The organism is Roseovarius sp. A-2 (assembly GCF_002072155.1).
In the GTDB taxonomy this organism is placed as follows: Bacteria; Pseudomonadota; Alphaproteobacteria; order Rhodobacterales; family Rhodobacteraceae; genus Roseovarius.
In genome coordinates this window covers 66,727-93,623 of sequence record NZ_BDIY01000015.1, presented here as the reverse complement: position 1 = coordinate 93,623, position 26,897 = coordinate 66,727, and the positions used below count along the sequence as shown (strand labels likewise).

24 protein-coding genes are annotated in these 26,897 nt (G+C 63.8%); 11 read left to right on the top strand and 13 right to left on the bottom strand.

The window, feature by feature from the left end; translation table 11 throughout:
- Nucleotides 1–57 precede the first annotated feature (57 nt).
- Nucleotides 58–501 (bottom strand): hypothetical protein, encoded by a 444-nt coding sequence (locus BHD06_RS24790; protein ID WP_376764855.1) that lies wholly within the window; start codon nt 499–501, stop codon nt 58–60.
- A 48-nt stretch (nt 502–549) separates the two neighbouring features.
- Between BHD06_RS24790 and BHD06_RS15680 the strand changes: the two genes are divergently transcribed.
- A protein-coding gene (locus tag BHD06_RS15680; protein WP_254892442.1) for an IS3 family transposase occupies nt 550–1,682 on the top strand; the annotation gives its coding sequence in 2 pieces (ribosomal slippage) (nt 550–829 and nt 829–1,682; 1,134 coding nt in all).
- A 223-nt stretch (nt 1,683–1,905) separates the two neighbouring features.
- On the opposite strand, the gene BHD06_RS15675 is transcribed toward BHD06_RS15680, so the two are convergent.
- The 6 genes from BHD06_RS15675 to hemB all read right to left on the bottom strand — a co-directional run bounded on the left by BHD06_RS15675 (nt 1,906) and on the right by hemB (nt 8,105).
- On the bottom strand, nt 1,906–3,027 hold the full coding sequence (locus BHD06_RS15675; protein ID WP_080457914.1) for an SPFH domain-containing protein: 1,122 nt from the start codon (nt 3,025–3,027) through the stop codon (nt 1,906–1,908).
- Nucleotides 3,028–3,052: 25 nt separating this feature from the next.
- Nucleotides 3,053–4,003 (bottom strand): DUF2927 domain-containing protein, encoded by a 951-nt coding sequence (locus tag BHD06_RS15670; RefSeq protein WP_080457913.1) that lies wholly within the window; start codon nt 4,001–4,003, stop codon nt 3,053–3,055.
- A gap of 8 nt (nt 4,004–4,011) precedes the next feature.
- Nucleotides 4,012–5,211, bottom strand: coding sequence for a toxic anion resistance protein (locus BHD06_RS15665; RefSeq protein WP_080457912.1), 1,200 nt, complete (start codon nt 5,209–5,211; stop codon nt 4,012–4,014).
- Between the two features lie 12 nt (nt 5,212–5,223).
- The gene (locus BHD06_RS15660) at nt 5,224–6,123 is read right to left on the bottom strand and encodes a 5-bromo-4-chloroindolyl phosphate hydrolysis family protein (protein ID WP_080457911.1); all 900 of its coding nucleotides are present in this window, start codon (nt 6,121–6,123) and stop codon (nt 5,224–5,226) included.
- A 292-nt stretch (nt 6,124–6,415) separates the two neighbouring features.
- Nucleotides 6,416–6,976, bottom strand: a complete 561-nt coding sequence (locus tag BHD06_RS15655) for a YSC84-related protein (RefSeq protein WP_080457910.1) — start codon at nt 6,974–6,976, stop codon at nt 6,416–6,418.
- Between the two features lie 133 nt (nt 6,977–7,109).
- Nucleotides 7,110–8,105 carry a porphobilinogen synthase gene (hemB, locus tag BHD06_RS15650; RefSeq protein ID WP_080457909.1) on the bottom strand — a complete coding sequence of 332 codons (996 nt, stop codon included), beginning with the start codon at nt 8,103–8,105 and terminating at the stop codon, nt 7,110–7,112.
- A gap of 124 nt (nt 8,106–8,229) precedes the next feature.
- Here hemB and BHD06_RS15645 point away from each other — a divergent pair, with 124 nt between their 5' ends.
- The 10 genes from BHD06_RS15645 to plsY all read left to right on the top strand — a co-directional run bounded on the left by BHD06_RS15645 (nt 8,230) and on the right by plsY (nt 19,013).
- Nucleotides 8,230–8,757 carry a component of SufBCD complex gene (locus BHD06_RS15645; RefSeq protein ID WP_176214374.1) on the top strand — a complete coding sequence of 176 codons (528 nt, stop codon included), beginning with the start codon at nt 8,230–8,232 and terminating at the stop codon, nt 8,755–8,757.
- Nucleotides 8,758–8,787: 30 nt separating this feature from the next.
- Entirely contained in the window at nt 8,788–12,246 is a 3,459-nt protein-coding gene (gene mfd, locus BHD06_RS15640; RefSeq protein WP_080457908.1) for a transcription-repair coupling factor, read from the top strand.
- Nucleotides 12,247–12,295: 49 nt separating this feature from the next.
- Nucleotides 12,296–13,687: an amidase gene (locus BHD06_RS15635; protein ID WP_080457907.1), complete on the top strand. Its 1,392-nt coding sequence runs from the start codon at nt 12,296–12,298 to the stop codon at nt 13,685–13,687.
- Between the two features lie 69 nt (nt 13,688–13,756).
- Nucleotides 13,757–14,542, top strand: coding sequence for a DUF2189 domain-containing protein (locus BHD06_RS15630; protein WP_080457906.1), 786 nt, complete (start codon nt 13,757–13,759; stop codon nt 14,540–14,542).
- Between the two features lie 84 nt (nt 14,543–14,626).
- A complete protein-coding gene (locus BHD06_RS15625) occupies nt 14,627–15,568 on the top strand; it encodes an aspartate carbamoyltransferase catalytic subunit (RefSeq protein ID WP_080457905.1) in 942 nt (313 codons plus the stop codon).
- A complete protein-coding gene (locus BHD06_RS15620) occupies nt 15,565–16,095 on the top strand; it encodes a hypothetical protein (RefSeq protein WP_080457904.1) in 531 nt (176 codons plus the stop codon). Before BHD06_RS15625 ends, BHD06_RS15620 begins: the two co-directional genes overlap by 4 nt.
- Entirely contained in the window at nt 16,092–16,544 is a 453-nt protein-coding gene (locus BHD06_RS15615; RefSeq protein WP_080457903.1) for a hypothetical protein, read from the top strand. Before BHD06_RS15620 ends, BHD06_RS15615 begins: the two co-directional genes overlap by 4 nt.
- 101 nt (nt 16,545–16,645) lie before the next feature.
- Nucleotides 16,646–17,128 carry a hypothetical protein gene (locus tag BHD06_RS15610; protein ID WP_080457902.1) on the top strand — a complete coding sequence of 161 codons (483 nt, stop codon included), beginning with the start codon at nt 16,646–16,648 and terminating at the stop codon, nt 17,126–17,128.
- Nucleotides 17,125–18,405, top strand: a complete 1,281-nt coding sequence (gene pyrC, locus BHD06_RS15605; RefSeq protein ID WP_080457901.1) for a dihydroorotase — start codon at nt 17,125–17,127, stop codon at nt 18,403–18,405. The genes BHD06_RS15610 and pyrC overlap by 4 nt, the downstream gene beginning before the upstream one ends.
- On the top strand, nt 18,405–19,013 hold the full coding sequence (gene plsY / locus BHD06_RS15600) for a glycerol-3-phosphate 1-O-acyltransferase PlsY (RefSeq protein ID WP_080457900.1): 609 nt from the start codon (nt 18,405–18,407) through the stop codon (nt 19,011–19,013). Before pyrC ends, plsY begins: the two co-directional genes overlap by 1 nt.
- Before the next feature lie 75 nt (nt 19,014–19,088).
- Here the strand turns inward: plsY and BHD06_RS15595 are convergent, their stop codons facing one another.
- The 6 genes from BHD06_RS15595 to pyc form a co-directional block, all read right to left on the bottom strand.
- Nucleotides 19,089–20,660 carry a GMC family oxidoreductase gene (locus BHD06_RS15595; protein ID WP_080457899.1) on the bottom strand — a complete coding sequence of 524 codons (1,572 nt, stop codon included), beginning with the start codon at nt 20,658–20,660 and terminating at the stop codon, nt 19,089–19,091.
- A gap of 28 nt (nt 20,661–20,688) precedes the next feature.
- Nucleotides 20,689–21,213: a Twin-arginine translocation pathway signal gene (locus BHD06_RS15590; protein ID WP_080457898.1), complete on the bottom strand. Its 525-nt coding sequence runs from the start codon at nt 21,211–21,213 to the stop codon at nt 20,689–20,691.
- A gap of 57 nt (nt 21,214–21,270) precedes the next feature.
- On the bottom strand, nt 21,271–21,666 hold the full coding sequence (locus BHD06_RS15585; protein WP_080457926.1) for a VOC family protein: 396 nt from the start codon (nt 21,664–21,666) through the stop codon (nt 21,271–21,273).
- 331 nt (nt 21,667–21,997) lie between these two features.
- On the bottom strand, nt 21,998–22,291 hold the full coding sequence (locus tag BHD06_RS15580; RefSeq protein WP_080457897.1) for a ribbon-helix-helix domain-containing protein: 294 nt from the start codon (nt 22,289–22,291) through the stop codon (nt 21,998–22,000).
- A gap of 105 nt (nt 22,292–22,396) precedes the next feature.
- Nucleotides 22,397–23,197, bottom strand: a complete 801-nt coding sequence (locus tag BHD06_RS15575) for a phosphodiesterase (RefSeq protein WP_080457896.1) — start codon at nt 23,195–23,197, stop codon at nt 22,397–22,399.
- A 184-nt stretch (nt 23,198–23,381) separates the two neighbouring features.
- Complete coding sequence (gene pyc / locus BHD06_RS15570; RefSeq protein ID WP_080457895.1) at nt 23,382–26,822, bottom strand: pyruvate carboxylase; 3,441 nt, start codon at nt 26,820–26,822, stop codon at nt 23,382–23,384.
- Nucleotides 26,823–26,897: the final 75 nt, after the last annotated feature.

The following is a 26,897-nucleotide window of genomic DNA, read 5'->3' as shown; positions in this document are numbered from 1 at the left end:
GCCGCGATCTCCTGCACGGTCTTGTCACCACGTAGCGCTTCCAACGCCACCTTGGCCTTAAACTGGTCTGTAAAGTTCCGGCGCTTCGCCATTCTCGTATCCCTTCAAAGGTTTGGGATACACCTTAGCCGACTGTCCAGTTTTCTGGGACCACTTCAAAATGCCTTTGGGCCCGCTACCTCTCCTGTAGGTCCTGTTAATATTTATGACGATACTCGGCTCTTCAAAAGCCTGTACCGGCTCAGCATTTACAGTTCTCACGATATCGTCTGCGGTCATAATTCCCTTTTCAATTGTTCGATGACCTGATGCTTTGTTCGTCAGCCCTTTCTCTTCAAATTCCCACAGATCAATTATGGTCGCTTCAAGCAAAAGAGCTTCTCTCTCCGTCAAGCCATGTCTTATTATTATGTGTCTAACGTATTTTCCTGAGTTCTTGATTTTTCTTATTAGTTGGAGTTTCGCAGAACATGCTTGATCGTCACAGGTGGTCGCGAAAATTTGGACCAGTTGTTAAGGTGGATCGCATGACGAAAGAAGTGATCCAGGATGAAGAAACGAAGGAACCATTCGCCCGAGTTCAAAGCCAAGGTTGCGCTTGAGGCGATCCGTGATGAGATGACGCTGGCCGAGTTGTCGAAGAAGTACGGCGTCCACCCAACCCAGATCGGCACTTGGAAACGGGCAGCAATTGAAAACATGGCGACAGCCTTTGCGCGACGGGGAACCGCGCGGGAACAGGTGAGTGCCGCCGAAGTGGACAAACTCCATTCCAAGATCGGCCAGTTGGTGGTGGAGCGTGATTTTTTGGCCGAAGCCTCGCATCAGTTGCTCGGGACGCGAGGCAAAAAATGGTGAGCCGGGATCATAAGTTAAGTATGCGTAAACAGTGCGAACTGTTGCAGCTATCGCGGTCACGGCTTTACTATCAGCCTGTCGGCGAAAGCGCCGAGAACCTGCGGTTTATGGAAATAATCGACAAGCAGTTCCTGGAAACACCGTGGTACGGATCACGCCAAATGGCGCGTTACATGCAGCGCAACAACCATTCGTGCGGGCGCCATCGTGTCCGCCGTTTGATGCGCCTCATGCGGTTGGTCCCGATCTACCAGGAGCCCAACACCAGCAAGAAACATCCGCAGCATAAGATCTGGCCGTATTTGCTGAGAAACGTGGTGATTGACCGCCCGAACCAAGTCTGGTGCGCAGATATCACCTACATTCCCATGCGTCGGGGTTTTTTGTACTTGGTCGCAATCATGGATTGGTACAGCCGGAAGGTTTTGGCGTGGCGGTTATCAAACAGCATGGACGCGGACTTCTGCGTTGAGGCCCTGAAAGAGGCCTTGGCCAAGCACGGCACGCCGGACATCTTCAATAGCGATCAAGGCAGTCAGTTCACCAGCGGTGCTTGGATCGACGTGCTGACCGATGCAACGATCAAGATCAGCATGGATGGGAAAGGCGCATGGCGTGACAACCGGATGATCGAAAGGCTTTGGCGATCTCTGAAGTATGAATGCGTCTACCTGAACGCTTTTGAAACAGGTTCAGAAATGCGGATGGGGATCAGAAAGTGGTTGACCTATTACAACGCTGAGCGACCCCATTCGACGCACGGCATATTGACCCCGGACGAGGCTTATGCCAGCAAAACAGAACCAATGAGATTAGCAGCCTAAATGAAACCCTGACCCACCTTAACAAGGCTGCAATCTGGTCGAAAAACCAGGACCACCTCTGTCGGCGACGCTTTCTTGGATATGGTCAAAAACACGATTTCCCTGCCCCTTACCGACGTAGAAAATTTTTTTATCATCCATAAGAGCATAGACGTAGTGTTTCATCGCTTGCTTGGTTTTCTCATCAAATTTTCGCACTGATAACCTCAATTCGATTTCGAGTTTACGCGCCCGGCGGGGGCGGCGGCATGACGGTGAAGAGCTGCGCCAGTTCCGTCACGTCCTCGGCGCGTTTCCAGCCATCCTGACCGGCGGTCCAGACATGGCTGTCGCGGGTCAGGCTGCCTTCGGTCACCATGCGGCCGAGGCGGGCCTTGGAATAGGGGCCGTACGTCTGGCCGTTCTCGGCAATGTGCCAGACATGTTCGACCGGGGGCGGTGGGGGCGGCGGCGCTGTTTCGGGGCGCGCGCCCCATGGCCCGGGATTACGGTTTTGCTCGGCCATCTGCTGCGCCATGGCCATGCCCATCCCCATGCCGAGACCCGCACCGATGCCGCCGCCGCCCGACGGGTTCTTGGCCGCCGAGGTCATTGCCTCGGCGGTGGAATACTGGGTGAATCGTCCCAGATCGCCCGCAAGCCCCATCGAGGTGCGCTTGTCGAGCGCCTCTTCGACGGTGGGTGGCAAGGATATGTTTTCAATATAGAATTCTGGAATTTCCAGCCCGTAATCGGCGACCACGGCGGTGATTTCACCGGCCACCAGCGTACCCAGATCGGCGGTGTTGGCGGCCATGTCGAGGACCGGGATGCCGCTGCCTGCGATGATGCGGCTGAACGCCTGTACGATGATGTTGCGGATCTGGAAGCTGATCTCGTCCATGGTGAATTCGCCGTCGGTGCCGACGATTTCCGACAGGAACCTGGCTGCGTCGATCACGCGCACGGTATAGGTGCCGAAGGCGCGGATGCGGGTCGGGCCGAATTCCGGATCGCGCAGCATGATCGGGTTCTTGGTGCCCCATTTGAGATTGGTGAACCGGTTGGTGGCGACGAAGTAGATTTCCGATTTGAACGGCGAGCGAAAGCCGTGATCCCAGTGTTGCAGGCTGGTCATGATCGGCATGTTGTTGGTCTCGAGCATATAGAGACCGGGGGTAAACACATCGGCCAGCTGCCCCTCATGGACGAAGACGGCGGATTGGCCTTCGCGAACGGTCAATTTGGCACCGTACTTGATCTCATGGCCCTCACGCTCGAAACGCCAGACCATGGTGTCGCGGGTGTCGTCGGTCCAGTGGATGACGTCTATGAACTGGCCGGAGAGGAAATCGAAAATGGGCATGTGAAAAGCTCCTGTAATCGGGGGGTCAGACCGGTCCCGCCTGCCATTCATCCAGCAGGCGGCGGAGGATGGGGCGGGCCTCGTCGGGGGTCATGCCGGGTTTGAGATCGGGGGAATAGAGCAGGCGCAGCAACTCTTCGTCATGAGTGGTGAGCCAGGCGAATTCGTCGTCGTCGTTAAAGATCGAAGGCCGCGCGGCGGGGCTGTCATCGGCGAGGCCGAGCCCCTGCGCCAGTTCCTCGTGCACGCAAGAGGAGCGCATCAGGTCGGGATGTTCGGCCCGAATCCAGGCGATGGCCCTTGTATAGACGTGGGGGTCGCTCTTGCCCGAGAAGGCCACGACCAGACAGTGGATGCTGCGCGGCATGGAGCGGAAGATACCCATCGTGGCCGGGTCGATATCCGGCACCATCTCGCGGATGCGGGCGAGCCCCTCGGCGCGGTCATCCTCGGCCATGACCAGAACGTGGAAATTGGGATCGCGCGCGCCTGCGCGGATCGGGTGGCGCGCGGCCTGCGCCAGGCGGTTGACATAGACGGTGATGCTGTTGCGATCCCGCACCTGCTGATCGCGCGGCACCGAGGCGCCGAATTCGATGCCCACGCGCACCGGCCCTTGCCATTTGCGCAAGGCCCCTGCACGCCCCGAGGAGGGGCGATAGCCGCCACCCGGCGCGTATTCGTCGAAGAACACGATCCGCTCGAAATTGCGCAGGAGATCGGTGTCGGTATAGGGCGTGTCCGGCCCGCCGCCATCGGTGCGCAACAGGCCGCGCGAGAGCAGGTTGCGCTCGATCCGTTCGTAATAGCTGGCGAGCGCGCTGCTCTCGTACGAGGGGCCAGGATCGGGCGCGGGCGCGCCGCCCGGCGGTCGTGCCACCGGGCGCTCTGCGGGCGGCGGCCCCGCCGCGTCACAGGCCGCGAGCGCCACGAGGGTCGCGCCCGCAATCCATGCCTTGTACCGTTTTGCCCGCATGCCCCGGTTCAGCCCTTGGGCACGGCGGTGCCGGCGGTGTCGCCGACGCCATCCTTGCGCGCCTTGGCCGAGGCCAGCGTGTCGCGCAATTCGGCCTCCATCTTCTTGAGGTCCTCCTCGGCCTTGGCGCGCTTGGCCTTGCCCTCGTCGGCGATCTGGAGACTTTCCTGAATGGTGCCGATAAGGTCGGCATTGGCCTTTTTCACCGCTTCGATGTCGAAGACGCCGCGCTCCATCTCTTCGCGGATCATCTTGTTGCTTTCGCGCAGATTGGCGGCGTTGGCGGTCAAGAGCTCGTTGGTGAGGTCATTGGCGTCGCGCACGGCCTTGGCGGCCTGCGCCGAGCGCTGGATCGTCACCGCCTGCGCCAGTTGGGTTTCCCACAGCGGCACGGTATTGACGAGGGTGGAGTTGATCTTGGTCACCAGCGATTTGTCATTCTCCTGCACGAGGCGGATCGAAGGCAGGGATTGCATGGTGACCTGGCGGGTCAGTTTCAGGTCATGCACCCGGCGTTCGAGGTCGTCGCGCGCGGCGCGCAGGTCGCGCAATTCCTGCGCGGTCATCACCTGGTCATTCTCGGCTGCGGCCTGCACCTCGGCCTCTTTTGCGGGGATGTCCTTTTCGTCCAGCTCCTTGAGCTTGGCCTCGCCCGCCGCGATGTAGAGCGCCAGTTCATCATAAAAGGCCAGCGTTTTCTCGTAGAGCATGTCGAGCGACTTGATGTCCTTGAGCAGGGTGTGTTCGTGGCGGAGCAGATCGTCGGTGATCTTGTCGATCTGGCCCTGCACCTCTTCAAAACGGGCGGTGAACTTGGCGATGGGGGCGGCGCGGCCCAAGAGCTTCTCCCACCACGACCGCTCGCGGCGCACGTCAAGCTCGGAGACCGAGAAGCCACGGATCGTGGTGACGATGCCGCGCAGGCTGTCGCCTGCGGGGCCCACGTCCTTGTTGCGTACGCCTTGCAGCATGGATTGCGAGATTTCCTGCAATTCGGCTTGCGCGGCGGAGCCGAAAGAGACGATGGACTGGGTGTCGGCCATGTCGATTTCACCCATGCGGCGGGTGATCTCGGCGCTCTGGGGCGCGTCGGCCTGATCGAGTGCGACGATGGCACCCGCGTCCGACGGCACGGGCAGGATCGCGCGGCTGACGGACTCGACATCGGCGAGGGCGGCTTTGGCCTGCTGGCGGGTGGTCTCTGACATCGGGGTATCCTCTTACGCTAAATCTCTGGTCTCAAGGTGAACGCCTTCGCGCTCCAGCCGGTCGCGCAGCACCTCGATCTCGATATCGAGGTCAGTGGTGCTGTCGGCCATGAGCGCGCGGGTCTTGGCAGTGAAATTCTGTTCGAGGTCCGAAAGCAGCGCGAGGTATTTCTCGCGCGCCTGCGCGTTGGGTGCACGGGTGGCAAGATCGGCGTATTTGACCGAGGCGTCGCGCGCACCCATCAGATAAACGCCGAGATATTTGCGCGCCTTGGTCAGGTCGCGCGGGTCGTCCTCGACCGTGCGCAGCATATCGCGCACGGTGGTCTGGAATTGATCGAGGCGCGATTCGAGCGCGCGGTCGCCGGTGCGGCGGATCGCGTCTGACATGGATTTGAGATAGTCTTCGGCCTGATCGACGACGCGGGCGACGCGGTCGGTCTGAAAGCTGTCGATGCCCTCGGTGCCCTTGTCACGCAGTGGGTCTAGACCGAAGGCGAGGCTGTGGAGCGCGGTGCCCGCGACCGCGTAAATCAGCGGCTCCATGAGGCCGCCGCCGGTGGCAAAGCCCGCGACGCCAAGCCCCGCGCCGGTGAGCAGCGAGGCGAAAATCTTGCGCGGAATGGCGGGACGGCGCGCGATTTTGCGCGCCTCATAGGCTTCTTGCGCAAGAATGCCCTCGCGGGTGAGCCATGCGGCGAGCAGCAACAGCCCGAGCGCGGCGAGGTTGAACGCCATTTCCACCGGGCCGGAGGCGAAGGCGCGCACCGCCAGAGGCAGCGGCGCCATAAAGAGCAGGTTGACGCGCCCGCCCGCGCGGGTGCGCCGCGCGTCGCGATAGCCGCCGGTGGGGGCAGGGGGCGTCGTGCCATTGCCATCGGGGCTGAATTTTCCGCCGAAGCGCTGCGCCATCACACGCCTCCTGCGGCGGCGACGAACAAGATCAGCGCCACGAGCAGGAAAAACGCCAGTTTCTGTAGTCCGGTCTCACTCATGACGCCCCCCGGGGCCGGTTTCGCTTGGGGATGAACTTAGGCGATGGGGGGCGGGCTTGCTAGGGGGAAGATTGGCGGATGTGGTGCAGGCGGCATGCGGGAGATTTGAGTATTTTTGCCAAAAAGAAAGCACGGGTGCCGGGAAGATGGGCGGGGCAACGCGAAACGGCCGGTGCGGGACCGGCCGTCCGTCTGACCCTTGCCCTGTGTCAGGGGATGATGCGGGTATATTTCATGCCTTCGAGCGAGAGGCCCGCCATCAGCCCGGCCTGACCGAAGATCACCGCGACCACGGGGGCCGTCGCGGTCGTGGTCTCGGCGCGCAGGTTGTCGCCGCGGTCGTTGAACACGTATTCGATATCGCCACCGGCAGCCCAGCCCGAGGAGCGACGGAAGCGTTCGAGCGCCTCGTCGGTCATGAAAAACAGCACATGCGCGAATTGCTGCGCGCCGAATTGCAAGCCGAAACTGCCCTTGGTGGCCGAGTAGTAATCGACCGTCACGCCGTCGATCTGAAGCGCACCCTTGCCATAGCCGCCGCCGACGAAAAACCCGCCTTCGGTGATCACCGGCATGATCAGCATGCCCGAGGATTTCTCGGAAAGATCGCGTGTGCCGGGGTAATTGGCGTACATGTGGCTGAGGGTCGCGTCGACGCGCGCGTCGATCTTTGCCGCACCGGGGCTACCGACGCCATTGCCGCAGGCCGCGAGCAGTGGGGTGCCGGCTAGAAGGCCGAAGGTGAATCCGCGTCGTGAAAGGTTGCTCATGTCTATGCCCGTTACGTTGCCTCTGGGAGTGCTGGTCTGCTGCCAGCCTTGATGGTGCGCAGTATAGGCACGCACGCCGACGCTGTCACTAGCGCTTGTGGTGCTACGCGGGTTCTTGCGCGTGACGGCCAATTCAGGACAAGAGGCGGGCCACCTTGGGGGCGAAATAGCTCAGCACACCGTCGCAGCCCGCGCGCTTGAAGCACATCAGGCTTTCCAGCATGGCGCGTTCCTCGTCGATCCAGCCGTTCTGTACGGCAGCCATGATCATCGCATATTCGCCCGAGACCTGGTAGGCGAAGGTGGGCGCGCCGAAATTATCCTTAACCCGCCGACAGATATCGAGATATGGCAGGCCCGGTTTGACCATCACCATATCGGCCCCCTCGGCGAGATCACGCTCGACAAGGCGCAGCGCCTCATCGCTATTGGCGGGGTTCATCTGGTATGTCTTCTTGTCGCCCTTGAGCGCCGTGCCCGCGCCCACCGCATCGCGGAACGGCCCGTAAAAGGCCGAGGCGTATTTGGCGGCGTAGGACATGATCATCACGTTGTGGTGACCGCCCGACTCCAGGGCGCTGCGAATGGCCCCGATGCGCCCGTCCATCATGTCCGACGGGCCGATGATGTCGACGCCCGCCTCGGCCTGTGACAGCGCCTGTTTCACCAGCGCCTCGACGGTGGCGTCGTTGACGATCTCGCCATTCACGACAAAGCCGTCATGGCCGGTGTCGGAATAGGGATCGAGTGCGACGTCGGTCATCACCGCGATGTCGGGCACCGCCGCCTTGATGGCGCGGGTGGCGCGGTTGCTCAGATTGTCGGGGCTCCAGGCCTCGGCGCAATCGGCGGTGCGGTTCTCGGCGGAGGTGAAGGGAAAGAGGCAGATCGCCGGAATGCCGAGATCGGCGGCCTCGCGCGCGGCCTCGACCACGCGGTCGATGGAGCGGCGTATGACCCCGGGCATCGAGGGCACCGGTTCCTCGACCCCTTCGCCGTCGCGCACGAAGACAGGCCAGATCAGATCGGCCGAGGTCAGCGTGTTTTCCGCCACCAAGTCACGGATCGCGGGCGACTGGCGGGTGCGGCGCAGGCGGGTGGCGGGGAAGGCGGCTTGGGTCGGGCGCATGGGCGGACTTTCTGGCGAGGATGGAACGCCAATTGAGTGGCATGGAATTTCGCGTATCTCAAGGGTAGGAATTGCCGCGCACGGGCGCTAAGAGGGGCGACGACATTGAAACAGGGGCGCGGCCTTGGATTGGTACGACACCGTTTTCGAGCTCATCGACATGCGCTCTTTCAGCAACCTTTGGTATTGGATCGCGCTGGCTGTGACGTGGTCGTCGGCCTCGCATTGGGTGCTGGGCGTGCCGTGGGACATGGCGATCCGTGCGCGCAAGGCACAGCGTGGCGAGGCGATGCGCGATTTCGAAGACATGGTGCGGATCAATACCAATCGCATTCTCTTTGTCGCGCGCGAGAGCGGCTTGCTGCTGGCCGGACTGGTGGCGTTTGCGGTGACAAGCGTGGCGCTTCTCGGTTTTGTCTATGACAACGAATTCGCGCAGGCGATCTTTTTGCTGGGCTTTCCGCTGCTGCTGGTTGCCATGCTGTCGGTGCGCGCGGCGCATATCATTCAGGATCGGGCGCTGGCGGGCGAGGCGCTGGTCAAACGCATTCAGCGCTACAGGTTGCAGATCCAGCTGATCGGCATGGCGTCGATCTTTGTCACCGCGATATGGGGCATGTACCAGAACATGAACGCGAACGTGCTGAGCTGACCGGCACGGCGCGACGGAACGGGTGAGGCAATGAGCGATCACATCAAGGTGGGCGGCGCGCCCGAAGGGTTTGACGCGCGGCTGGTGCTGAAAGAGGCCGAGGCGCGCGGCGGGCCGGTCATCCATGTGGCGCGCGACGACAAGCGGATGGCGGCAATGGCGGCGGCGCTTGAGTTCTTTGCCCCCGACATGCCGATCATTCGCTTTCCGGGCTGGGATTGCCTGCCTTATGACCGGGTGTCGCCCAATGCCGATATCTCCGCCACGCGGATGGCGACGCTGGCCACGTTGGTGCATGGCGCGCCAAGGCAGTTCGTGCTGTTGACCACGCTGAACGCCGCGACGCAGGCCGTGCCCGCGCGCGAGGTGCTGCGCGAGGCCGCTTTTGCGGCCGCCGTGGGCGAGCGCATCGACGAGAAGGCGTTGCGCGATTTTCTGGTGCGGATGGGGTTTTCGCAGGCCCCCACGGTGACCGAGCCCGGCGATTACGCGCTGCGCGGCGGCATCATCGACATCTATCCGCCGGGCGAGGCGGGGCCGGTGCGGCTCGATCTGTTCGGGGATATCCTCGACGGGCTGCGCCGGTTCGATACGGCCACGCAGCGCACCACCGAGACGCTCGGGCGGATCGAACTGGCCCCGGTGTCGGAGGTCATCCTGGACGAGGCCGCGATCCGGCGGTTCCGGCAGAATTACCGGATCGAGTTTGGCGCTGCGGGCACCGATGATCCGCTCTACGAGGCGGTGAGCGCGGGGCGCAAACATGCCGGGGTCGAGCATTGGCTGCCGTTCTTTCACGAGCGGCTGGAGCTGATTTTCGACTATCTGCCGCAGGCGTCGATCACGCTGGATGATCAGGTGGGGTCGGCGCGCGTGGCACGTTGGGAGAGCATTGCCGATCAATACGAGGCGCGCCAGCATGCGCTGAGCCAGAAGAACCGGGGCGACACGGTCTACAAACCGGTGCCGCCGGGGCTGCTCTATCTTGATGACGCGGCGTGGCAGGCTGCGGTGGCGGATCGGCGCGTGCTGCAATTCGTGGCCCTGCCGCAGGCCACCGGGCCGGGGGTGATCGACGCGGGCGGGCGCATCGGGCGTAGTTTCGCGCCCGAGCGGCAGCAGGAAAACGTCAATCTTTTCAGTGTTCTGAAGGATCATGCCGAGGCGCGGATGGCCGAGGGGCCGGTGGTTGTCGCGTCCTATTCCGAGGGCGCGCGCGAGCGGATCGAAGGCCTGTTGGAGGATGAGGGCCTGTTGGGTGCGGTCACCGTTCGCAGCGCCAAGGCGCTTGGCAAGCGTGGGTTGCATCTGGCGGTCTGGCCGTTGGAGCAGGGGTTCACGGCCCCCGGCCTGACGGTGATCGCCGAGCAGGACGTGTTGGGCGAGCGCCTGATCCGTGGGGCCAAGCGCAAGCGGCGGGCCGAGAATTTCCTGACCGAGGCGCAGGCGCTCAGCGCGGGCGATCTGGTGGTGCATGTGGACCACGGGATCGGGCGCTATCTGGGTCTGGAGGTGGTCACGGCGGCGGGCGCGGCGCATGAATGCCTGGTGCTGGAATATGCTGAACGCTCAAAGCTGTATCTACCGGTTGAAAACATCGAACTGCTATCCCGGTATGGCCACGACGAGGGGCTGCTCGACAAGCTGGGGGGCGGCGCGTGGCAGGCCAAGAAGGCGCGGCTCAAGGAGCGTATCCGCGAGATGGCCGACCGCCTCATTCGGGTGGCCGCCGAGCGCGAATTGCGCCGCGCGCCGGTGGTCGAGGCCGAGCATCACGCCTGGGAGGCGTTCGCCGCGCGCTTTCCCTATCAGGAGACCGACGATCAGCTGCGCGCGATCGAGGATGTGGTGGCCGATCTGGGCGCGGGGCGCCCGATGGACCGACTGATTTGCGGCGACGTGGGTTTTGGCAAGACCGAGGTGGCGATGCGCGCGGCCTTTGTCGCGGCCATGTCAGGCTTGCAGGTCGCGGTGATCGCGCCCACCACGCTGCTGGCGCGGCAGCATTATCAGGAATTCGCGGCGCGGTTCCGGGGCTTTCCGGTGAATGTGCGGCCCCTGTCGCGGTTCGTCAGTGCGGGCGAGGCCAACAAGACCCGCGAGGCGGTAGCCCGGGGCGAGGCCGATATCGTGGTGGGCACGCATGCCCTTCTGGCCAAGAGCGTGCGGTTCAAGAACCTTGGCCTGTTGATCATCGACGAGGAACAACGCTTTGGCGTGGCGCATAAGGAGCGATTGAAGCAGTTGCGCTCGGACGTGCATGTGCTGACGCTGACCGCGACACCGATTCCGCGCACGCTGCAACTGTCGCTGTCGGGCGTACGGGATCTGTCGATCATCGGCACGCCGCCTGTCGACCGCCTGTCGATCCGCACCTATGTGAGCGAATTCGACACGGTGACGGTGCGCGAGGCACTGTTGCGCGAGCATTACCGGGGTGGGCAGTCGTTTTTCGTGGTTCCCCGGATCAAGGATCTGCCCGAGATCGAGGAGTTCATGGCCAATCAGGTGCCCGAGGTGTCCTATGTAGTGGCGCATGGGCAGATGGCTGCCGGAGAGCTCGACGACCGGATGAACGCCTTTTACGACGGCAAATATGATGTGCTGCTGGCCACGACCATCGTGGAATCGGGGCTGGATATCCCGACGGCCAACACGATGATCATTCACCGCGCCGACATGTTCGGGCTGAGCCAGCTCTACCAGATCCGGGGGCGGGTGGGCCGCTCCAAGACCCGCGCCTACGCCTATCTGACGACCAAACCGCGGGTGCCGCTGACGCCTGGCGCGGAAAAGCGGCTGCGGGTCTTGGGCAGTCTCGACACGCTGGGGGCGGGGTTCACGCTCGCCAGCCAGGATCTCGACATTCGCGGGGCAGGGAACCTGCTGGGAGAGGAACAGTCCGGGCAGATGCGTGATGTGGGCTATGAACTCTATCAATCCATGCTGGAAGAGGCGATCGCCAAGATCAGGTCTGGCCAGATCGACGGGCTGTCGGAGGGTGACGAGCAATGGGCGCCGCAGATCAACCTCGGCGTGCCGGTGCTGATCCCCGAGACCTATGTGCCTGATCTCGATGTGCGTCTGGGGCTTTATCGCCGGTTGAGCGGGCTGGAGAGCAAGGTCGAGATGGAGGGCTTTGCCGCAGAGCTCATCGACCGGTTCGGCAAGCTGCCGCGCGAGGTCAACATGCTGATGCTGGTGGTGCGGATCAAGGCGATGTGTAAGCGGGCGGGGATTGCCAAGCTCGATGGCGGGCCCAAGGGCGCGACGATCCAGTTTCACAACGACAAGTTCGCTTCGCCGCAGGGCTTGGTGGAATTCATCAACGACCAGAAGGGTCTGGCCAAGGTGCGCGACAACAAGATCGTGGTGCGGCGCGACTGGAAGGGCGAGGCGGACCGGATCAAAGGTGCCTTCGCCATCGCGCGCGATCTGGCGGAAAAGGTCGTGGCGGAAAAGAAGAAGGCGAGCGGGCGCGCGGGGTGATCGCGCGGTTTTTTGAGTATTTTTGCCATAAAGAAACAGGGGATCGGAGATGATCGAGGGTACGGCGGAAGGGTTGATCGGGTGCATGGTGCGGCGCGAAGTGAGCGCCGAGGCGGTCATGCGCGAAACCTTGACCCGAATCGAGGCGGTAAATCCCCGGGTCAATGCGATTGTCAGCCTGCGCGACACGGCAGCGCTGATCGCCGAGGCGCGCGCGGTGGATCAAGGCGGGCCGCGAGGGGTGCTGCACGGGTTGCCGGTCGCGGTCAAGGATCTGGCCAATGTGGCGGGGTTGCCGACCTCGCAGGGTTCGCCGCTTTTTGCCGGTCAGGTGGCGGAAAGCGATGATCTGCATGTCGCACGGATGCGCGCGGCGGGGGCGATCTTCATCGGCAAGACCAACACGCCGGAATTCGGGCTGGGCAGCCATACGTTCAACCCGGTGCACGGGGTGACGGTGAACCCCTATGATCCGGCGCGGTCCTGTGGTGGCTCGTCGGGCGGGGCGGCGGTGGCGCTGGCCTGTGGCATGCTGGCGCTGGCGGACGGGTCGGACATGATGGGCAGCCTGCGCAACCCGGCGGGCTGGTGCAATGTCTACGGCATGCGGCCAAGCTGGTCGCTGGTTCCTTCGGAGCCGCGCGCCGATACCTTTCTGCATCAGTTGTCCACCAACGGGCCGATGGCGCGCAGCCCGCGCGATCTGGCGTTGCTCTTGTCGGTGATGGCGGGGCGCGACGCGCGGCAGCCGCATGGGATGGAGGCACCGGACCTGTCGGAGATCGCGCCGCGCGCGGCCGGCGTGCGGATCGGCTGGCTGGGCAATTGGGGCGGGGCCTGGCCCTATGAGGATGGCATCCTGCCGCTCTGCGAGGCCGCACTTGGGGTGCTGGAGGGGCTGGGCGCGCAGGTCGAGACATTGCCTGCGCCCTATAGCCGCGAGGCGCTGTGGGAGGCGTGGGTGACGCTGCGGCATTGGGCGGTGTCGGCCAATCTTTCGCCGCTGTTGGAAAGCGGGCGATTGAAGCCCGAGGCGGTCTGGGAGGTGGAGCAAGGACAAAGCCTGAGCGCGCTCGATGTGCACCGTGCGAGCGTGGCGCGCAGCGGGTGGTTTTCCACCTCCGCGCGGCTCTTCGAGAGCCATGACGTGCTGGCCCTGCCGACGGCGCAGGTCTGGCCGTTTCCGGCGGATGAGGTCTATCCGCGTGCCGTAGGCGGGCAGGCGATGGACACCTATCACCGCTGGATGGAGGTGGTGGTGCCCGCCTCGCTGGCCGGGTTGCCGGTGGTGGCGGTGCCCGCAGGCTTTGGGCCGCAGGGTCTGCCGATGGGGCTGCAACTGATCGGGAAGCGAGGGAGCGACCGGGCGTTGCTGGAACTGGCCGAGGCCTGGCACGTGGCGACCGATTGGCCGGGGCAGCGCCCGCCGCCGCTAAGCTGAGTTCAACTTGTATCTTTTTATAAGATGCGCCTGCCGCTAATCTTTGCCGAAAACGGGAGAGGATGCGCGATGCCGGCAAGAGAGGTAAAGCCCCTGGGCGCGCCGGAGATGGGTGCGGTGCGGATGGCCATGCTGGGCGAGGCGCTGCGCCGGGGCTGGGCGGATATGCGGCAGGCCCCGGGCTATGCGGTGATTTTCGCCGGGGTCTATGTAGTGATCGGGATGCTGCTGGCCTGGATCACGCTGACCACGGGCAAGAGTTACTGGCTGATCTTCGCCGCCGTGGGCTTTCCGCTGGTCGGGCCGTTCGCGGCCGTTGGCTTCTACGAGGTGAGCCACCGGCTCAACGAGGGCCGCGCCCTGGTGGCGTCGGAGATTTTCGCGGTGATCGCGCATCAGAGACGGCGGCAATTGCCGTCGATCTGCGCGATCATCATCATGGTGTTCCTGTTCTGGTTTTTCCTCGCGCATATGATCTTTGCACTGTTCCTGGGATTGTCGACCATGACCAACGTATCCTCGTCGCTGGAGGTCTATGTCACGCCAGAAGGGCTGAGCATGCTGGCGGTCGGATCGGCGGTGGGGGCGGTCTTTGCGCTCCTGCTCTACAGTCTGACGGTGGTGGCGTTGCCGATGTTGCTGGATCGCGAGGTGGATTTCGTCACGGCGATGATCACCAGCCTGCATGTGGTGTTCGCGAACCCGGTGCCGATGCTGATCTGGGCGGCGCTGATTGCCGGGCTGACCTTTGTGGCGATGCTGCCCGCGTTTCTGGGCCTCTTCGTCGTGCTGCCGCTTCTGGGGCATGCGACATGGCATCTTTACACGCTGATCTGCGCGGCGCAGGACGGCTGAGGGGCGTCCGGCCCGTGTGCAATCCCCGCCTTGCCCCGGCGGGGCCGGGGTCTTAAGAAGGCGGCACACCGGTCGGAGGACAGCATGACATTTCCGCACGCGCATCTCTTGGGGATCGAGCCGCTGTCGCAAGGGGATATCACCGCGATCCTCGATCTGGCCGAGGCGTATGTGATCCTCAATCGCAGCGATGCCAAGCATGCCGACGCGCTGGCGGGCCTCACGCAGATCAACATGTTTTTCGAGAATTCGACCCGCACGCAGGCCAGTTTCGAGCTGGCGGGCAAGCGCCTGGGCGCGGATGTGATGAACATGGCGATGCAGGCCAGTTCGATCAAGAAGGGCGAGACGCTCATTGATACCGCGATGACGCTGAACGCGATGCATCCCGATCTGCTGGTGGTGCGGCATCCGCAATCCGGCGCCGTGGATCTCTTGGCGCAAAAGGTGCGTTGCGCGGTCTTGAACGCGGGCGACGGGCGGCACGAGCATCCCACGCAGGCGCTGCTTGATGCGCTGACGATCCGGCGCACCAAGGGGCGGCTGCACCGGCTGAGCATCGCGATTTGCGGCGATATTGCGCATTCGCGCGTGGCGCGCTCGAATATCATCCTGTTGGGCAAGATGGAGAACCGCGTGCGCCTCATCGGCCCGCCGACGCTGATGCCCTCGGGGATCGCGGAGTTCGGCGTAGAGGTATTCGACGACATGCGCGCCGGGCTCGAGGGGGTCGATGTGGTGATGATGCTGCGGCTACAGCGCGAGCGGATGGATGGCGGCTTCATCCCGTCGGAGAGGGAATATTACCACCGCTTCGGTCTCGATGCCGAGAAGCTGGCCTATGCAAGGGAGGATGCCATCGTGATGCATCCCGGCCCGATGAATCGCGGCATCGAGATCGACGGCGAGATTGCCGACGATATCAACCGCTCGGTCATTCAGGATCAGGTCGAGATGGGCGTGGCGGTGCGCATGGCGGCGATGGATCTGCTGGCGCAGGGGCTGCGGGCGCGGCGCGCGGCATGAGCACGGTGCTCGACATCCCCGCGCAGGAGGCGCATGTGGTGCGGGTCTTTGCCGTGGTCGAGGAGGCGGGCGCGCCCTTGGACGATGCCGCAGTCCTCAGGGCGCTTGGCGCTGCGGGCGATCTGCGGAGCGAGGAGATCGAGCTGTTCGATCTGACCGATCTGCAGGACATGCCGCTGTCGGAGTATCTGACCGAGGGGCATGGCATCGCCGCGACAGATCTCAGGGACATGCGCGGGCAGCTCGACGGGCTGAAAGGCCGGGTGCTGATCCTGCCGTCGCGGGCCTTTCAGGGGCAGGCAATGAAGATGCGTGTGGGTGGTGCGTTGCGTCTCGTGGGCCGGTTCGAGGAAGACGTGACCCCGGTCAGCTTTGACTCGCTGCCTGCGGGCGGCGCGCATGGCACGCTGTCGGGCGAGGGCGCACCAAGCGAGACCCCGCGCGGCATGCGCCGGGCAGCGCTGGCGCTGGTGGCGCTGCTCATCGGCGCGGCGGTGCTGGTGCTCGTGCTGATGGGGGGATCATGAGCGAGGGGCTCATTCATTCCATGACCCCGACCACCCCGCTGTCCGAGGGCGAGCGCGTGCTGCACAGTTTTCATCCCGACCGGGCGACCTATTGGCGCGATCACGCGTGGATGGCGGCGACGGCGATGGCGTTGGGCATGGGCGTTCTCTGGGCCATCGGCAACCCGCATGCCTGGACCGGGGCGGTCGGCGGGCTGGCGGCCATCGCCGTGCGGGCGGGATACGTGGCCTCGGACGAGCTCAAGGCGCGGTGGGATCTGACCGACCGTCGCCTGCTTGGCCCTCAGACGCGCGCGGTGCGGCTGGCCGAGATCAAGACCGTTCGGGGGCTGGGCAGCGCCGTGCAGGTGGTGACCGCCGCCGGGGACAAGCACCTGATCAAGTATCAGGCCGACCGCGCGGGCACCGAGGCGCGCATCCGCGCCGCCGCCGGTCTGAAGGAGGGCTGAGCGATGCAGGAACCGAAAGATCCGCGCATGTCCGGCAAGATCGCGATGCTGGCGCTGCTGGTGATCGCGGCGCTGACGGTGGTGATGGTCTGGGTGGCGGCATGAGTGAGGGGGTGCGGTGGGACGCACATCTTGACCCGCAAGACATCCTCTTGCGCGGGGCCAGCAATTCTTATCTCCCGCCGCTCTGGCGAAACGCACTCGAAATCGTGGTCGGCCTGTTTACCCTTTTTCTGGGATGGCTTTATCTGTTTCATCACGCGCCCGAGCGCCTGGATCGTTTCTGGGGAAAGACGTTGGCGTTCTTCCTTTTTTTACTGTTCGGCTGGCCTGTCCTTTCTCGACGTATTCGATGGAACGCAGGGCGAGAATGGGCGATCACAGCATCCGGCATCCATTTCAACAACCGGCCCGAGGTTTCGGTTGGAGATTTGACCCATGTCGGCGGATGGGGGCATGACGTCGTCTTGATACGGCGAGATACGAGCTGGATGAACGTAAGGCTGACGCGGGTCGCCAACGCCGCCGAGACGCGCGAATTACTGCGGGATCTGATTCGCAGTCGGAAGGACGTAACAATATGACCCAAACCCTCTTCACCAATGTCCGCCTGATCGACCCCGAGGCGGGGACGGATGCGCCGGGCTGGCTGTTGATCCAAAAGGGCGTGATCGCCGCGCGCGGCGAAGGTGCGGACATGCCGCAGGCCGAGGCCGTGATCGACTGCGCCGGGCAGTGTCTCGCGCCTGGTATCGTTGATATCGGGGTCAAGGTCTGCGAGCCGGGCGAGCGGCACAAGGAAAGCTATCGCTCTGCCGGTCTGGCGGCGGCGGGGGGGGGCGTCACCACCATGGCCACACGGCCCGACACGCTGCCTGCCATCGACACGCCCGAAGTGCTCGAATTCGTGGAGCGCCGCGCCAATGAGGCCGCGCCCGTCAACGTCCTGCCGATGGCCGCGCTGACCAAGGGGCGCGAGGGGCGCGAGATGGTCGAGATCGGCTTTCTGATGGATGCGGGGGCCGTGGCCTTTACCGATTGCGACCACGTGGTGCGCGATACCAAGGTTCTGAGCCGCGCGCTGAGCTATGCGCGCAGCCTCGGCGCGCTGGTGATCGGGCATCCGCAGGATCCGGGGCTGAGCGCGGGGGCCTCCGCGACCTCCGGCAAGTTCGCCTCGCTCAGGGGGCTGCCCGCCGTCTCGCCCATGGCCGAGCGGATGGGGCTTGATCGGGACATCGCGCTTCTGGAGATGACTGGCGCGCGTTATCACGCAGATCAGATCACCACGGCGCGCGCCTTGCCCGCGTTGCGCCGGGCCAAGCGCAACGGGCTGGATATCACCGCAGGCACCTCGATCCATCACCTGACGCTGAACGAGCTTGACGTGTCGGACTATCGCACCTTCTTCAAGGTCAAGCCGCCGCTGCGCTCGGAGGAGGACCGGCAGGAGGTGACCCAGGCGCTGCGCGAGGGGTTGATTGATATCATCTCCTCGATGCACACCCCGCAGGACGAGGAAAGCAAACGTCTGCCCTTCGAGGCGGCCGCGAGCGGGGCGGTGGCGCTGGAGACGCTGTTGCCAGCGGCACTCCGGCTCTATCACGCCGAGGCGCTCGATCTGCCGACGCTGTTCCGCGCGATGTCGCTCAATCCCGCCAAGCGGCTGGGGTTGACCTGTGGCAGGCTGAGCAAGGGCGCGCCCGCCGATCTGGTTCTCTTTGATCCGGGCAAGCCCTTTGTGCTCGACCGCTTCGCGCTCAGGTCGAAATCCAAGAACACCCCCTTTGACGGGGCGCGCCTTCAGGGTAGGGTCACCGCGACCTATGTGGCCGGAACCCGCGTATACGAGGCCGAGTGATGCCCCCTTTCGACAGCGAGTTGAGCGTGCTTCTGCTCTGGTCCGTGATCGGCTACGGTCTCGGCTCGATCCCCTTCGGCATGGTTTTGGCGCGGGTCATGGGGCTGGGCAATCTGCGCGAGATCGGCTCGGGCAATATCGGTGCCACGAATGTCCTGCGCACCGGCAACAAGACGGCGGCGGCGCTGACGCTGCTACTCGACGGGGCCAAGGGTGCGGTCGCGGTGCTGCTGGCGCGGGCCTATGCGGGGGGCGATGCGGTGCAGTTAGCCGCGCTCATGGTGCTTCTTGGCCATTGCTACCCGGTCTGGCTGGGCTTTCGCGGCGGCAAGGGGGTGGCGACCTTCCTCGGCGTCATGCTGGCGCTGGCCTGGCCGGTGGGGGTGGCCTGTTGCCTGACATGGCTCGCGGCGGCGAAGCTGTCGCGGATCTCGTCGATGGGGGCGCTGGTTGCGGCGGCCTCTTCGGCGCTGTGGGTGCTGCTTCTGGGCTATAGCGGGGCGCTCGTGCTGGCGGTGCTGCTGACGGCGCTGATCTTCTGGCGGCACGGCGAGAATATCGCGCGGATCAGGGCTGGAACGGAGCCGAAGATCGGCCAGAAAGGCTGAGTCGACGCGCGCCACGAAATTTCCCCCGGCACCATGGGGAGAGGACGGTGCCGGGAGAGAACGCGCAGCCCCGTCTCAGAGGTTGCCGCGTGACAGTTCCCCCGCGATGTGATCGGCCTGCCGTATGGCAAGCGCCACGATCGTCAGCGTCGGGTTTTCCGCCGCCCCTGTGGTGAATTGCGACCCGTCCGAGACAAACAGGTTCTCGATATCGTGGGTCCGGCCATTGCGGTTGACCACACCGTCGCGCGGGTTCTCGGACATCCGGTTGGTGCCAAGGTTGTGCGTCGACGGGTAGGGCGGTGTTGGAAAGCTACGGGTGGCGCCCACGGCATCATAGATCGCCATGCCCTGTTTATAGGCGTGATCGCGCATCGCCCGGTCGTTGGGGTGATCGGAATAATGCACATTCGCCACCGGCATGCCGAACTGATCCTTAACGTCATGGTTGAGGGTCACGCGGTTGGTTTCCTGCGGCATGTCTTCGCCGACAATCCACATCCCGGCCATGTTCTCATAGGAATCAAGCGCGGTGGTGAATTCACGCCCCCAGCCGCCCGGATCAAGGAAGGCTGCCATGAACGGCAGACCAAGCGACAGGGTTTCAAGCTCGTAGCCGCCGACAAAGCCGCGCGATGGATCAAGGCGGGCCTCGTCCTGCATGATGCCGGCCATGGTGGTGCCACGCCACATCTTCACCGGCTTGTCAAAGACGCCGTAGACCGAGCCAGTCAGGTGCCGCATATAGTTGCGCCCCACCTGACCCGAGCTATTGGCAAGCCCGTCGGGATACATCGACGTGGCCGAGTTGAGCAACAGACGCGGGCTCTCGAACGAATTGCCGGCCACACAGACGGCGCGCGCCATCTGTTTGTGCTCGGTGCCGTTTTCATCGACATAGATCACCGCGTTGACGCGGCCATCGGCCCCGTGCTCGATCCGCTGCACATGCGCCTTGGCGCGCACTTCAAGATTGCCGGTCGCTTCGCCGCGCGGGATATCGGTATAGGCGGCGGACCATTTGGCGCCCCATTTACAGCCCTGAAAGCAAAAGCCGGTCTGCTGACAGGCCGAGCGACCGTCATTTTCCTGGCTGTTGATTGCCATGCGCCCGGTGTGGACCTCTTCATAGCCAAGCGCCTTGGCGCCGGCCTCGAACACCTTGTAGTTGTTGCAGCCGGGCAGGCCGGGAATGCCGTTGGTGCGCGTCACGCCAAGCTTTTTCTCGGCCAGATCATACCAGGGCGCCATTTCAGCGCCGTCAATCGGCCAATCCAGCAGGTTCGCGCCCTGTACCGGGCCATAGTTGGTCTTGGCCTTCCATTCGTGGTCCTGAAAGCGCAGGCTCGCCCCCGCCCAATGGGTGGTGGTGCCGCCAACGGCCTTGACGATCCAGGCCGGCAGGCCCGAAAAATCCTTGGCCACGCGCCAGTCACCCGATGTGGTGCGCGCATCAAGCCAGGCCAGTTGGCCAAAGCTTTCCCATTCGTCGTTGATATAATCTTCGGGCAGGTAGCGCCCGCCCGCTTCCAGCGCCACCACGGACACGCCGCGTTGCGCCAGTTCATTGGACAGCACGCCGCCGCCCGCGCCGGTGCCGATTACGACGATCACAGAGTCGTCGGTCAGATCAAAAGGTGCAGCCATAGTTGGGTCCTCCTCAGTTGGCTATGGCTCAGAGCCAGTTGATGTCGTCAAAACCGCGATTGATGTAGCCGCCCTTGGAAAAGGATTCGCCCTCATAGCCAAACAGCGGCCAGACCGCCTTTTGGTTATAGAGGCCGGTCACCAGACCGCCGCGCACCTGCTGAAAGAATGCACTGTCTTCGATACCGCGCAGGATATCGACGCGGTCGCGCTCCCATCCGATGCTCAGGTAATCGGCATGGCCCTTGCCTCGGGCCGCCGCGTTCAGCCCGGCAATCCCGGCCTCGACCCCCTCGGCGGCCTCGGGCGTGTCATAGCCCTTGACGGCGACGGCGTAATATTCATCCGCCAGATGGTCATGCGGATAGATGTCGCGCGCCATCTGAATGAGCGTCGCCATGGTTTCGGGCTTGAGCGCCGTGGTCTCCAGCGCCCAGGCCGCATCATGGCTTGCGACGAAACTGCTGCCGACGACGAAACTTGCGCCCGCCGCCATGGACCGCGCGAGCAAGTCGCGCCGTGTGAGCCCCTGTCGGGCTTTGGTATCGGTCATTGGTTCTCCTCCCATGAAATGAAACGGGCGCGGCCCTTCCCGGCTGCGCCCGTGTTGTCATTTGAAACGTCCGCCGCGTTGTAGGACCTCGATTTCATAGCCGTCCGGATCAGCCACAAAAAAGAACTTGCCCACCAGTTTGCCGTCAGGTGCGAATTCGACGATCTTGCGGGGGGTCAATCCCTCCGCTTCGAACCGCGCATGCTCGGCCTCCAGATCCTCGACCAGAACCGCCAGATGGCCATAGCCGTCGCCCAGGTCATAGGGTTCGGCGCGGCCCTTGTTGACGGTCAGTTCCACCTCGAAGGGACTTTCGTCGTTGGACATGTAGACGAGTGTGAATTTCTCGAAATCCAGCCGGTCGGCCACGTCGAGCCCGAACGCGCGTTTGTAGAAATCAACCGACCGCGCCTCGTCCATAACGCGAATCATGCTGTGAATGGCTTTGGCCATCATGCCCTCCGGATCATTGCAGTTGGTCCGGAAAGTTTACCAAAGGGCAGGATGGACGGGTAGTAAGGGGATACTACAGGGGGGGTAGGGGGGGGTGGCCTTGAGCGGACATAGCGCCCCGCCAGAAGGTGCCGCGTGATCGCAGGGCCGAGGACTGGCGATGCGACGGTCGTGGCACGTGCTTTATGCCAGCCAAGTCATTGTCGCCTCGACACATTGCGCTCGCCCTCAAATCGCCAGGCCGCGGGACGGCCCGGCGATCGCGCGGCACCTTCGGTGCGTTTCGCGCGGGATGCGGCAACGGCAACTCCAGGCCATTTCTGCCCGCCTCTCACTCCGCCGCCATCCGCCGTGTCTCCGCCTCCGGCGGGTTCTCTCGGTGCACAAGGCAGGTGCAGCGTAAGAGCGAGGTGAAATTGGCAGGCTCGCCATGCAATTCAAGCACCTCCGCATGCAGCTTCGAGACGAAGCCGGGCGTGCTCAGCCCCTCGCTCGCGGCGATTTCATCCAGAATGCCCCAGAATGACTTCTCCAGCCGGATGCTCGTGCTCTGCCCATTCAGGCGCATGCGGCGTGTTTCCAACGTGTAGCGGTCCGGGTCCTGCCCGGCGAATATTCGGCACATGTCTCAGTCCTCCCTCGTCCGGCAGGCGGGCAGGCCCGCGCCGAACACTCAGTACGAGCTAGGATCATGGCCGATTTTTTCCAACTGGGAAAGCCCGCAGCAAAGTCAGGCGTAAATCTGTGCGTTGCGCGGGGGCAGGCTGAAATCCTCGCTATGCACGATCACGCCGTCATCGGTCAGCAGCACCAGACCATAGGCGCCGGGCTCGTCAATCGACAGGCTTGGGTCCTGATACCCCAGGGCCATGGGCATCTGGTGACAGGGGCTTTTGAAGATGGCGACGGGGATACCGCCCGCCGACCCCTGGATTGTGCGGTGGATATGCCCCGAGACGATCTGCGCCACGTTGCCCGCCGCCCGGAGCCGCGCGATAAGCGCGGCACGGTTTTTCAACCCGATCCAATCCATCCCCTTGAAACCGGTCTCGATGGGCGGATGGTGGGCAAAGACGATCACCTGCCGGTCGCCCGCCTCGGCCAGCCGCTCATCCAGCCAGTCCAGCCGCGCCGGGCAGAGCCAGCCGGAATGCGTGTCCTCGGCCTCTTCATTGAGCGTATCGAGACAGATCAGACGATAGCCCCCGATATCGGCGTGGTGCTGGATATGGCCCGTCTCCATCCGCTCGACGTCGGGAAAGGCCGCAAGAAAGGGCGCACGCCGGTCGTGATTGCCCAGCATCAGCGAAACCGGCAGGGGACAGGTATCGAGGGCGGCGCGCAGCCTGGCATATTCCGGCGGGGCGGCGTTATGGGTCAGATCACCGCACAACACCACACGCGCGGCGTCGGGGTGATTGTCGAGCGCATGGGCAAGACCCTGCACGAAGCGTGCGCAGGGGTCGAGCCCGATGATCGTCTGGCCCTCGGGGACAAGGTGGATATCGGTGAAGACGATGACCTTTTGCATATGGGCTGCCTGCGACAGAGAAGACCTGTGCGCAGCATGGCCGAATTTTTCGCCCGGGCAAAGTCATTCCGTCGCCGGGTGCGGGCCGTCATCCTCTGGCTTGACCGGAGGATCTCTTGTTGGCCGACAGCCCCCCCCCGGGATCAGGCACGAGGGGGACGGTGACTGATCGGCGACCGGCGCGTTATTCGAACTCCACCAGCAGATCCTTGGCGTCGATCTGGCTGCCGGGCTGGACATGCACCGCCTTGACCACCGCGTCGCGTTCGGCGTGGATGCCGGTTTCCATCTTCATCGCCTCGATGGTCAGCAGCAGATCGCCCGCGCCGACCGTGGCCCCCACCTTGGCCGCCACGCTGGCCACCACGCCGGGCATCGGCGCGCCGATATGGGCGGGGTTCCCGCTCTCGGCCTTGGGCCGGGCGGCAGCGGTGGATTTCACCTTGCGGTCGGGCACACGGATCACGCGGGGCTGGCCGTTCAACTCGAAGAAGACCTTGACGTCGCCTTCCTCGTTGGTCTCGGACAGCGCCTGTAGGCGAATTTCGAGGATCTTGCCGGGGTCTATCTCGACGCTGACCTCCTCGCCCGGCTGCATCCCGTAGAAATAGGTGCGGGTGGGCAGGGTGCGCACCGGGCCGTGCACCGCGTGGCGCTCCATGTACTCGGCGAACACCTTGGGATACATCAGGCTGCCCATCAGATCCTCGTTGTCGATGCTCTCGCCAAAGCGCTCGACCAGTTCGGCGTGGCGCGCACCGAGATCCTCGGCCGGCAACAACGTGCCGGGGCGCACGGTGATCGGCTCTTCGCCCTTGAGCACCTTCTTGACGATGGCCTCGGGAAAGCCGCCGGGTGCCTGGCCAACATAGCCTTTCATCAGCGTCACCACGCTGTCGGGAAAGCTGACCTCGGTCTTGGGGTTAAGCACATCCTCGCAGGTCAGGCCCTGGCTGACCATCATCAGCGCGAGATCGCCGACGGTCTTGGCAATGGGTGTTACCTTGATCACATCGCCGAACATCTGGTTCACATCGGCATAGGTGCGCGCGATGTCGTGCCAGCGGTCTTCCATCCCCATCGAGCGGGCCTGCGCCTTGAGATTGGTGAACTGCCCGCCGGGCATCTCGTGCAGGTAGATCTCGGAGGTGGGCGACTGCATGCCGCTCTCGAAGGCGGCGTAATGGTCGCGCACCGATTCCCAATAATTCGAGATCTGCCGGATGGCGGCGATGTCGAGCCCGGTGTCGCGCCCGGTATGGCGCAGCGCCTCGACGATGGTGCCAAGTGTCGCTTGGCTTGTGTTGCCCGACAGCGCGTCCATCGCGCAATCGACCGCATCCACCCCGGCCTCGGAGGCGGCAAGGATGGTCGCCCCGGCAATGCCCGCCGTGTCATGGGTGTGGAAATGCAGCGGCAGGCCCACCTCTTCCTTGAGCGCCTTGAAAAGCACGCTCGCCGTGGCGGGTTTCATCAGACCGCCCATGTCCTTGATGCACAGGATATGGGTACCCGCCGCCTTCAGCTCATGCGCCATGTCGAGATAGTATTTCAGGTCGTATTTCGAGCGGGCCGGATCGAGGATGTCGCCGGTATAGCAGATCGCCGCCTCAAGGATCTTGCCCGAGTCGAGCACCGCATCCATCGAGACGCGCATGTTTTCGGCCCAGTTCAGTGGATCGAAGACGCGGAACAGGTCGACCCCGCTCTCGGCGGCCTGTTTGACGAAGGCCGCGACCACATTGTCGGGATAGTTGGTATAACCCACCCCGTTCGAGCCGCGCAGCAACATCTGCGTGAGCAAGTTGGGCATCGCTGCGCGAATGTCGCGCAACCGCTGCCAGGGGCATTCGCCGAGAAAGCGATAGGCCACGTCAAAGGTCGCGCCGCCCCAGCATTCCATCGAGAACAGCCCGGGCAGGTCATGGGCATAGTTGGGTGCGATGCCGATCATGTCGATCGAGCGCATCCGCGTGGCCAGCAGCGACTGATGGCTGTCACGCATCGTGGTGTCGGTGATCAGCAACCGCTTTTGCGCCGCCATCCAGTCGGCCACGGCCTGCGGTCCCTTGCTGTCAAGGATCTGCTTGGCTCCGTCGGCGATCTTGGGATTGCGCGGGCGCGGGGCGCGCGGCAGCTTGAGATCGGCGGGCGGGCGCGTGCGCCCCTCCACCTCCGGGTGCGCGTTCACCGTGATATCGGCGATATAGGTCAGCACCTTGGTGCCGCGATCCTGGCGCTTCTCGAACTGGAAAAGCTCAGGCGTCGTGTCGATGAACTTGGTGGTGTATTCGTTGTTCAGAAACGTCGGGTGCTTGAGCAGGTTCTCGACAAAGGCGATATTGGTGCTGACGCCGCGAATGCGGAATTCGCGCAGCGCGCGGTCCATCCGGGCGATGGCGGCCTCGGGGGTGGGGGCCCATGCGGTGACCTTGGTCAGCAGGCTGTCATAATAGCGGGTGATCACGCCGCCCGAATAGGCGGTGCCGCCATCCAGCCGGATGCCCATGCCGGTGGCGCTGCGATAGGCGGTGATACGACCGTAATCGGGGATGAAATTGTTGAGCGGATCCTCGGTGGTGATCCGCGTCTGCAGCGCGTGACCATTGAGCGTGATGTCGTATTGCGACGCCTTGCCGGTGGCCTCGGTCAGGGTCTTGCCCTCGGCGATCTTGATCTGCGCCTGCACGATGTCGATGCCGGTGACCTCTTCGGTCACGGTATGCTCGACCTGAACGCGCGGGTTGACCTCGATGAAGTAGAATTCACCGGTGTCCATGTCCATCAGGAACTCGACCGTGCCCGCGCATTCGTAATTCACATGCTTGCAGATGCGGTGACCAAGCTGGCAGATCTCCTCGCGCTGCGCCTCGCTCAGATAGGGGGCAGGGGCGCGCTCCACCACCTTCTGATTGCGGCGCTGCACCGAGCAATCCCGCTCGTAGAGGTGATACATGTTGCCATGCTTGTCGCCGAGGATCTGCACCTCGACATGGCGCGCACGCAGGATCATCTTTTCCAGATAGCCCTCGCCATTGCCAAAGGCCGCCTCGGCCTCGCGCCGCCCCTCCAGCACCTTCTCCTCCAACTCCTCCGCGGAATCGATCGGCCGCATGCCGCGCCCGCCGCCACCCCAGGACGCCTTGAGCATCAGCGGATAGCCGACCGCCTCGGCCTCCTTGCAGATCGCCTTCATGTCGTCGCCCAGCACCTCGGTCGCCGGGATGACTGGCACGCCGGCCTCGACGGCCACGCGCCGCGCGCTCGCCTTGTCGCCAAGCGCGCGCATGGTGTCCGCCCTGGGGCCGATAAAGGTGATGCCCGCAGCAACACAGGCATCGACGAAATCGGGGTTTTCGGACAGCAGGCCATAGCCGGGATGGATGGCGTCGGCCCCGCACTCGCGGGCCACGCGGATGATCTCCTCGATCGACAGATAGGCCGCGACCGGCCCCATGCCCTCGCCGATGCGATAGGCCTCGTCGGCCTTGAACCGGTGCAGGCTCAGCTTGTCCTCGTCGGCAAAGACCGCGACGGTGCGTTTGCCCAGCTCATTGGCGGCGCGCATGATGCGGATGGCGATCTCGCCCCGGTTGGCGATCAGGATCTTCTTGAAGTCGGCCATGGCCTCTACCCCCGGTTGGTCACGTCTCATGCCGCGCTGCGGCGCTGTGACCTTGTAGGATTTGTGAAGACATTG